The sequence below is a fragment of the Streptomyces sp. NRRL B-24085 genome (genome assembly GCF_001282115.1).
In the GTDB taxonomy this organism is placed as follows: domain Bacteria; phylum Actinomycetota; class Actinomycetes; order Streptomycetales; family Streptomycetaceae; genus Streptomyces.
Map to the genome: position 1 here is coordinate 1 of NZ_LJBR01000536.1, position 6,194 is coordinate 6,194.

The window sequence follows — 6,194 nt, forward strand, 5'->3', positions numbered from 1 at the left end:
CCCCAGCACCGCCCCGGCCACCACCGGCACCACTCCCGCCGCCCAGTGCTCAGGCCCGCCGGCCCCCGCCTCCGGTACCGCCGCGAGCAGCGGGAAGGGCGGGAGCAGCGGTGCCGGGTCCGACGACAGCGGCCCGACGGCATGGCCCGCGCCGAGGACGAAACCGGGGCCGGCGGCGTACCCCACCGCCCACACCGCCGCGTTCGGCACCAGCGCCAGACAGAGCAGCAGGACGGCGAACCGTCCCGACCATCCCTCCGTGAGCTGGAGGAACGAGCTCCGCGTCGCGGCTCCGTGCGCCACCAGCGACACCGACAGCACCACCGCCCCGCCCCCGACCAGCACGGACACCCCGGCTGCCGCGGCTCGTGCGGCCGCGGCGAGCCGTGCCCGCGCCTCCGCCCCGAGGACGGCCCGCCGCACCCCGCCGGGCAGCAGCACCAGCGCCCCGTCCAACGCGTCGGAGGGGCGGCCGTACGCCGTCCACACCCCCGCGCCGGCCGCGCCCATGACGACGGCCGGCAGGCACACGCAGGCCCACGTCCACGAGGGCCGCAGCGGTCCGCCGGACGCGTACAGCGCGGCGGCCGCGCCGACGGCGAGGTAGCCGAGCACGACCCCCGTCCACGCCGTCCGCCCGGACGCCTGCGGCGGCTCCTCGTCCCCGGAGGCCAGGTCCCGCGCCGCCCGGTGCACCAGCCACACGGGCAGCACGAGCAGCAGCAGCGGCGTGACGCCGACGGGCGCCGGAACACCGGAGAGCGTGTCCGTGCGGACCAGTTCGGCCCCGTGCGCGAGCAGCCACAGGGCCGCGGCCACGTGCAGCGCGCCACCCGGACCGCTGTCGGGGTACGGCGAGCTGATCCACAGCACGATCACGAGCACGGCGAACGAGCCGAGCCCCAGTCCGGCGGCCACCGCACCGCCCAGGAGGGCGGCGGTCAGGCCGGGCGTCCGGTCGCGCAACCGGGTGAGCAGGGGTGACAACGACGTGCGGCGGGCGGTCATCTGGATCACTCCGCCATGCTCCCAACGACACGCGCTTTCTCGTCGTAACAGGCGAAGTTCGGATGTGTCGCTCAATATATGACTATGTACTTTTTCGCACGAAGGGGCGCCCGGTGACGCAGGATCAGGTCGCGAAGGCGACGGGCGCCACCGGCGAGCTGACGGACCCTCAGCAGGAGCACGAGGAGCCCGCCGCCCCCGCCCTGACACCCGCTCAGGCCTTCGACGCGCTGTACGCGTTCTGCGCGCCCGCCCTCGTCCGGCAGACCTATCTGCTCACCGGCCGCCGCGAGCTCGCCCGCGAGTCGGTCGAACGGGCCTTTCAACTCGCCTGGCAGCGCTGGCCCGAGGTGGCCGTGGACCGGGACCCGGCGGGCCGGGTGCGGATCATGGCGTACGAGTACGCCCTCTCCCCCTGGCACCGTTTCCGGCCCCGCTACCGCAACCCCGAGGCACCCGTCGCCGACCCGGCCGACCGCGCGCTGATGGCCGTACTCCTCAAGCTCCCGCCGTCGCAGCGGCGCACGCTCCTGCTGTACGACGGTGTGGGCCTCGACCTTCCGGAGACGGCGGCGGAGTCGGAGGCGAGCACCCCGGCGACGGCCTACCGGCTGATGAACGCGCGGGCAGCGGTCGCGGCCCGGCTTCCCGACCTGGCCGACCCCTCCGAACTGCACGAGAGCCTGGTCTCGCTGGCGTCGAGGGAACGGCTGCGGGCCGCGCAGGCGCCCGCGGTCAGGACCGGGAGCGAGCGCCGGGCCCGCTTCTGGACCCAGGCGGCGATCGCGTTCACGGTGGCCCTGATCGGCGCGACGGCACTCACCCTGCGCACGGCTCCGACGCACTACGAGCCGCCGGTGGCACCGGGGGCGGAGATCCAGGGGGTGCCGCCGCGGGTGGGGCAAGGAGCGCTGTCGAAGTCGGAGGTGTCCCTCCGCGAGAAGCTGCGGAAGAGTGCGGGCAGCGGTCCGGAGAGGGTGGCACCGCTCGCCCGTTAGCCGCGGGCCGGTGAGGGCTTGTCGCGCAGTTCCCCGCGCCCCTTGAGCAGGTGCGGTCGAAGCTTTTTCAGGGGCGCGGGGAACTGCGCGACAAGCCACGACGCGCCCGCACCCGCCCGACGACCCGATCCGGCACCTTGTAACGCGATGGGCCCGCCCCAACCCACGGAGCGAGCCCATCGACGTTCAGCCAGGTACTACTCAGCCGGCGAGGATCTCCCGCGCCAGCTTCGCCGTCTCGGTCGGCGTCTTGCCGACCTTGACGCCGGCGGCCTCAAGGGCCTCCTTCTTGGCGGCGGCCGTACCGGACGAACCGGAGACGATCGCACCCGCGTGGCCCATGGTCTTGCCCTCGGGCGCGGTGAAGCCCGCGACGTAGCCGACGACCGGCTTCTTCACGTTGTCCTTGATGAACGCCGCGGCCCGCTCCTCGGCGTCGCCGCCGATCTCACCGATCATGACGATCAGGTCGGTGTCGGGGTCGGCCTCGAACGCGGCGAGCGCGTCGATGTGGGTGGTGCCGATGACCGGGTCGCCACCGATGCCGACGGCGGACGAGAAGCCGATGTCCCGCAGCTCGTACATCATCTGGTAGGTCAGCGTGCCGGACTTCGAGACCAGGCCGATGCGGCCCGGCTTGGTGATGTCGCCCGGGATGATGCCGGCGTTCGACTGGCCCGGGGTGATGAGACCGGGGCAGTTCGGGCCGATGATCCGGGTCTTGTTGCCCTGGGACACGGCGTAGGCGTAGAACGCGGCCGAGTCGTGGACGGCGATGCCCTCGGTGATGACGACCGCGAGCGGGATCTCGGCGTCGATGGCCTCGACGACGGCGGCCTTGGCGAAGGCCGGCGGTACGAAGAGGACGGAGACGTTCGCGCCCGTCTTCTCCATCGCCTCGGCCACGGTGCCGAACACCGGGATCTCGGTGCCGTCGAAGTCGACCGACGTGCCCGCCTTGCGGGGGTTCACGCCACCGACGATGTTCGTGCCGTCGGCCAGCATGAGCTTGGTGTGCTTCATGCCCGTGGCACCGGTCATGCCCTGGACGATGACCTTGGAGTCCTTGTCGAGGAAGATAGCCATGGCTTGTCTGTCCCTCTTCCCTTACTTCGCAGCCGCGAGCTCGGCGGCCTTGTCGGCCGCGCCGTCCATGGTGTCCACGCGCTGGACCAGCGGGTGGTTGGCGTCGGAGAGGATCTTGCGACCCAGCTCGGCGTTGTTGCCGTCGAGGCGGACGACGAGGGGCTTGGTGACTTCCTCGCCCTTGTCCGCGAGCAGCTGCAGCGCCTGCACGATGCCGTTGGCGACCTCGTCGCACGCGGTGATCCCGCCGAAGACGTTGACGAACACCGACTTGACGTCCGGGTCGCCGAGGATGATCTCCAGGCCGTTCGCCATGACGGCGGCGGAGGCGCCACCGCCGATGTCGAGGAAGTTGGCGGGCTTGACGCCACCGTGCGCCTCACCGGCGTACGCGACGACGTCCAGGGTGCTCATGACGAGACCCGCGCCGTTGCCGATGATGCCGACCTCGCCGTCGAGCTTGACGTAGTTGAGGTTCTTGGCCTTGGCGGCGGCCTCCAGCGGGTTCGCGGAGTCCTTGTCCTGGAGGGCCTCGTGCTCCGGCTGGCGGAACTCGGCGTTCTCGTCCAGGGAGACCTTGCCGTCGAGGGCGATGACCTCGCCGGAGGCGACCTTGGCCAGCGGGTTGACCTCGACCAGGAGGGCGTCCTCCTTGATGAAGGTGTCCCACAGCTTGACGAGGACGTTGACGACCTTGTCCGCGACCTCGGCCGGGAACTTGGCGGCCTCGACGATCTCGCGGGCCTTGGCCTCGGTGACACCCTCGTTGGCGTCGATCGGCGTCTTGGCGACGGCCTCGGGGCGGGTCTCCGCCACCTCCTCGATCTCCATGCCGCCCTCGACGGACGCGATGGAGAGGAAGGTGCGGTTGGCACGGTCCAGGAGGAAGGAGACGTAGTACTCCTCCACGATCTCCGGGGCCGTCTCGGCGATCATCACCTTGTGGACCGTGTGGCCCTTGATGTCCATGCCGAGGATGTTGGTCGCGTGCTCCACGGCCTCGTCGGCGGAGGCGGCGAGCTTGACGCCGCCCGCCTTGCCACGGCCGCCGACCTTCACCTGGGCCTTGACGACGGACTTGCCACCGAGGCGCTCGGTGGCTGCGCGGGCCGCCTCAGGCGTGTCGATGACTTCACCGGCCAGCACCGGTACATCGTGCTTGGCGAAGAGGTCCCTCGCCTGGTACTCGAACAGGTCCACGCGCTTCCGTCCCTATCAGTGATCTCGCGGTTCGTTGTCTGCGTGGGCGTGCCGCGAGGGCAACGTGACGTCCGACCGGTGTCTGTCACAAGGGAGGCGCACACGGTGTCCGAGCGCGCGGCATGTCCGTCTCGCAGGTTATCGCTGCTTGCCGGGGGCCCCTAAATCGAGGGTCACACCTGAGCGGTGATACCTGTCACATGATGCCGCGCTCACTGGCACGGCGTGCCGCGTGTGAGGTGGCGGGGCGCCTTCGCCGGTGCCCGGGGAAGGGCCTCACCGGGGTGGGGTTGCCCCGGTGAGGCCCATGGTGCAGCCCCTCGTCACGAGGAGCCCGGGCGGTGGGTCCCTTCCCCGATGGGACCTCTCCGCCCCCGTCCGTGAGGTTCCGGCAGGACAGACCGACGGCTTTCGGCCGTCCGGGGCCCGTCGCCTCACGGAGTCGGTGGTGGCGGGCGGTCAGGCGCGGTGGTCCCGCGCGTGACCCGGGGTGAGGGACTCGGCCACGCCCTGGACGCCGGTGACGGCGTGCCCGGCGAGCGGTCCCGCGGTGTCCTGGAGGGTCCCGGTCAGGTCTCCGGCGAAGGGGCCGACCTGTCCGGCGACGGGGGCGGCCTCACCGACGACGCCGGTGGCGAACGGCGTGACGTCGCCCGTCACACCGTGGGCCAGCGCGGTGCTGCTGTCGGCGACCGGCTCCACCGTGCGGGTGACGGTGCCGACGACGGGCCCCACGGCTCCGGTGACCCCGTGCGCGAACGCCGGGACCTCGCCCGTGACGCCGTACGCCAGGTCGGTGGTGTGGCCCGCCACGCCGTACGCGAGCGGAGCGACGTCCCCGGCGACTCCGGTCGCGAAGGGCCGGACGTCCCGCGTGACGCCGTGCGCGAGGGCGGTCGCGTCCGCGACGGCCTGCCCGGCGACCGGCACCACACCGTGCACGGCGGTGTTCACGACCGGCGGCAGCACGGCGTCGGCGGTGTCGTGCGCGACCTGCCCGACGAGGCCGGTGGCGTAGGGCGGCACACCGGCCACGACACCGTCCGCGACCGGGAGGAGACCGGCGACCGTCCCGGTGGCGTACCCGGCCACGCCCTGCTGGATCTCCCCGACGCCGGCGACCGCGCCGCCGGCCACGGGCGGCATGCCCTGCACGGTGCCGCCCACGACCGGGGACACGTCCCCGGCGACGCCGTACACCAGCCCGGTCGCCGCGTCCACGGCGTGGCCCGCGGCCGTCGCGACCCCGCCCACGGCTCCCCCGGCGACCGGCGTCACGCCGGCCACCGCGCCGGTGACGACCGGGGCCACCCCGCCCACGGTCCGCCCGGCGGCGGGCCCGGCCCCCTCGACGACCGGCACTGCGCCGTCCATCGCCTGGGCGGCGACCGGCAGCACGCCGTCCACGGTGGCCGTCACGACGGGCGGCACGACCGCGGCCGCCGTCTGGCCGACGACGGGCGCGACAGCACCGGGAACCCCCGCGACGACGCCGAGAGCCCGCTGCTCGACCGCGCCGACCGTGCCGACGGCCTGCCCGTGGACGCCGGTCACCGTGCCCGTGACATGTCGGGGCACGGAGGAGACGGTGGCCTCGGCTGCGGTCCTCAGGGAACCGGCCCCTGTTCCCGCCGTGCCCGACACGTCGGCGATCCGGTCCTGCGCTCCGGTGAGCGTGGCCCGTGCCGCGCCGGTCGCCCCCGCCGCCGTACGGCCCGCGCCCGCGAGGGTGTGCTGCTTCTTCGTCCGTACGACGCCGTCGACGCCCTGCGCCTGGGCACGGGCCCCCGTCTGAACGCCCCGCAGCTTCGTCTGGGCGCCGGCCAGGGCCTGCTCCACCTCCGGGGCGAAGGCGGCGAGGGGGCCGAAGAGGTAGTCGACGTCCGGGTCGGGGGTGGTGGG

Annotated in this window: 5 protein-coding genes; 1 reads left to right on the forward strand and 4 read right to left on the reverse strand. The window is 73.2% G+C overall.

The features are described 5' to 3' along the window. Nucleotides 1–1,008: DUF6350 family protein (locus AOJ26_RS38810; protein ID WP_234358784.1), on the reverse strand; the 1,008-nt coding region annotated here is incomplete at its 3' end. A 62-nt stretch (nucleotides 1,009–1,070) separates the two neighbouring features. On the opposite strand from AOJ26_RS38810, the gene AOJ26_RS38815 reads away from it, so the two are divergent. After that, nucleotides 1,071–2,006, forward strand: coding sequence for a hypothetical protein (locus AOJ26_RS38815; RefSeq protein ID WP_063790386.1), 936 nt, complete (start codon nucleotides 1,071–1,073; stop codon nucleotides 2,004–2,006). A 201-nt stretch (nucleotides 2,007–2,207) separates the two neighbouring features. Here AOJ26_RS38815 and sucD read toward each other — a convergent pair whose 3' ends face one another. The 3 genes from sucD to AOJ26_RS44760 form a co-directional block, all read right to left on the reverse strand. Then, the gene (sucD, locus tag AOJ26_RS38820; protein WP_053853044.1) at nucleotides 2,208–3,092 is read right to left on the reverse strand and encodes a succinate--CoA ligase subunit alpha; all 885 of its coding nucleotides are present in this window, start codon (nucleotides 3,090–3,092) and stop codon (nucleotides 2,208–2,210) included. A 21-nt stretch (nucleotides 3,093–3,113) separates the two neighbouring features. Then, on the reverse strand, nucleotides 3,114–4,292 hold the full coding sequence (gene sucC, locus AOJ26_RS38825) for an ADP-forming succinate--CoA ligase subunit beta (RefSeq protein ID WP_053853045.1): 1,179 nt from the start codon (nucleotides 4,290–4,292) through the stop codon (nucleotides 3,114–3,116). A gap of 459 nt (nucleotides 4,293–4,751) precedes the next feature. Continuing rightward, a partial coding sequence (locus AOJ26_RS44760) for a hypothetical protein (RefSeq protein WP_234358783.1) occupies nucleotides 4,752–6,194 on the reverse strand: 1,443 nt, incomplete at its 5' end.

Bases quoted from the DNA above. Each gene is read 5' to 3' on its own strand.
- AOJ26_RS38815 (WP_063790386.1), top strand. From the start codon at position 1,071: ATGTGTCGCTCAATATATGACTATGTACTTTTTCGCACGAAGGGGCGC.
- sucD (WP_053853044.1), bottom strand. From the start codon at position 3,092: ATGGCTATCTTCCTCGACAAGGACTCCAAGGTCATCGTCCAGGGCATG.